General features: G+C 65.1%; 1 protein-coding gene, 1 tRNA gene and 2 pseudogenes. 3 read left to right on the top strand and 1 reads right to left on the bottom strand.

The window, feature by feature from the left end; translation table 11 throughout:
* Positions 1–163 precede the first annotated feature (163 nt).
* The 3 genes and pseudogenes from KDK95_RS34485 to KDK95_RS34475 all read left to right on the top strand — a co-directional run.
* A tRNA-Ala gene (locus tag KDK95_RS34485) sits at positions 164–236 on the top strand.
* Between the two features lie 862 nt (positions 237–1,098).
* Positions 1,099–1,604: pseudogene (locus tag KDK95_RS34480) on the top strand (helix-turn-helix domain-containing protein); the annotation flags it as partial.
* Positions 1,605–1,606: 2 nt separating this feature from the next.
* A pseudogene (locus KDK95_RS34475) lies at positions 1,607–1,783 on the top strand (ATP-binding protein); the annotation flags it as partial.
* Here the strand turns inward: KDK95_RS34475 and KDK95_RS34470 are convergent.
* Complete coding sequence (locus KDK95_RS34470; protein ID WP_212522562.1) at positions 1,780–2,130, bottom strand: hypothetical protein; 351 nt, start codon at positions 2,128–2,130, stop codon at positions 1,780–1,782. The pseudogene KDK95_RS34475 and the gene KDK95_RS34470 overlap by 4 nt on opposite strands.
* Positions 2,131–2,310 lie beyond the last annotated feature (180 nt).

The following is a 2,310-nucleotide window of genomic DNA, read 5'->3' as shown; positions in this document are numbered from 1 at the left end:
GTCCCCGCCGATATCGATTTCCCATCGGGCCCCCGCTTTGGCTAATATGGGCGAGCCCGCCCGGGAGCAGCAAGGAACCGAAGGTTCCGCCCACTGTGACCGGGGGGACCACCCGCTCCGGTGTAGTAAGATCGAGGCCGAAGCAGGCGAGAACTGAATGCAAGGGGCCATAGCTCAGCTGGTAGAGCATTTGTCTGGCAGACAAAAGGTCAGGGGTTCAAGTCCCCTTGGCTCCACAGTAGATCAGGGCCGGTAATCCATTGAGATTACCGGCCCTATTCGTCCGTTCTGACACCAACGACTGCCACCTACGGCTATGCATTCCCAGGCTGCCGATCGTCGCGCGCAGCTTCGTACGCGCCTCTGAATGCAACTCGTCGCTACGCTCTGGTTGGCGCACATCATGTCTGTCAGGAACGGTGCGCTTCCATGATCGCTACTTGGGGAGGCGATGCGATATGGAAGGTCCCGGACCAAAGAAGGTCACGTGGGATGACGCGATGCAGCAGGCTCTTGCGTGGCTGAGGAAGATGGAGGCGGACTCGCAGCTGAAGTGGCCCAACAGCGCCATCATGCCAGTGCGCGCTGACGCTGAGGCCGCTCAGGCGTGGATCGCTTTTGCGGCTGAGCTGTCCAATCACGGTCGTCGTGGGCCCTCGGACGCACCCGGATCGCACTGAGCGCTGGCGACTACGAATCCCCAAGGTCCTGGCCGAGCATCGCGTCCATATGGATTGCGCCGAAGCCTTGTCGTGATCTGCCTTTGGCATTGGATCACGTGTGGATTTGTGCCTGGATTCCTTGGATGCAGGCGGCCATGTCGCGGTTCCGCGGCGGCGACGAGGGGTCGCGTTCTGGTGCGCGACGGCGGGGACCGGTCCCGGGCGGGGCGGGCTTTACTGGCTGGCAGGCTGTTCGTGCTGTCAGAAGGAGGGTCACTGCTGTGGACGTGTCAGACATCAATCGCAGGGTTCGTGGTGAGGTCGAGAAGCCGGGCCTGGTCCTGCGGGTTCTTGAGCCGGAGTTCCCCGTGTCGCCGACTCGTGAAAACTGACCCCCTAGCGTCTTGTGAATGTTGACCCCCCTGACGCTAGGGAGGTGCTGAAAGTGGAGGACTGGGCCGAGATCCGCCGCCTACACAAGGCGGAGGGTGTGCCCATCAAGGAGATCGCCCGCAGGCTCGGGGTGGCGAGGAACACGGTGCGGGCCGCGTTGGCCTCTGACCGGCCGCCGAAGTACGAGCGGGCCGCGCGGGGCTCGGTGGCGGATGCGTTCGAGCCGCAGATGCGGGCGTTGCTCGTGGAGTGGCCGCGGATGCCGGCGCCGGTGGTGGCCGAGCGGATCGGCTGGCCGTACTCGATGACACCGCTGAAGGTGCGCCTGGCGAAGATCCGCCCGGAGTACCTCGGGTCGACCCGGTCGACCGGACCGTCTACGAGCCCGGCCAGATCGCCCAGCGCGACCTGTGGTTCCCGGCGCCGAGGATCCCGGTGGGTCCGGGGCAGGAGCGGGTGCTGCCGGTGTTGGTGATGACGCTCGGCTCCTCCCGGTACCTGTCCGCGGTGATGATCCCGTCGCGGCAGGGAGGGGACATCCTGGCCGGGACACGAGTAACCTGCCCTTCGGGCGCTGGGGAGAGACCTTCTCGGACGACGTAGTCGCAGCCGCGATGATCGATCGTCTGGTGCACCACGCCGAGGTCCTCACCCTGACCGGCGACTCATACCGCACCCGCCAGCGGCGCGAACTACTGGCCAAGGACAACCGCGCCGCCAACGGCTAATCACCGTCGATACGCAGCTGAAGATCCGAGTCCGCCGAGCACCGGCGCGCCAACTGCTCGATCCGGTCAAACAGCTCTCCCGAGAAACGAGCCTTCTCCCGCTGCCGCAACCCGGACAACTCCGTCACGAACTGGTCCATCTCCGCACTCGAGAGCATCAGCGAGCCGTAGGGGTCGATGCGCTCGAGCATCGGCAGACCGCAGCCGCCACACAACTCGGCGAAGAGATCGCTCGAATCTAGTACGACCTCGAGATGCTCCTGCCGCCACCGGCTCGGATTGCTACCCGAACGGTGCAAACGGATCAACGAGACGTCGGCTCCCACAAGACGAACAGTGTGCACCACCACCCCGACTCTGCGCTTCCGGGCCCGGGGACCATAACGAACACGACAACGAAGGCGGATTCAATCGGTCGTCGCAACACCTCGATTCTGGAGGTGTGCGGTGGGTCGTGAGGCGAAGGACGTGCCGGAGGGGCGAGCTGGTGGTCGGCGGCAGTGGGCGGCGGATCGGGCGTTGCGGGC

This window comes from Actinospica acidithermotolerans, assembly GCF_018139625.1.
In the GTDB taxonomy this organism is placed as follows: domain Bacteria; phylum Actinomycetota; class Actinomycetes; order Streptomycetales; family Catenulisporaceae; genus Actinospica; species Actinospica acidithermotolerans.
Note: the sequence above shows the minus strand (reverse complement) of the source record. Positions and strands in the feature narration are given on the sequence as shown.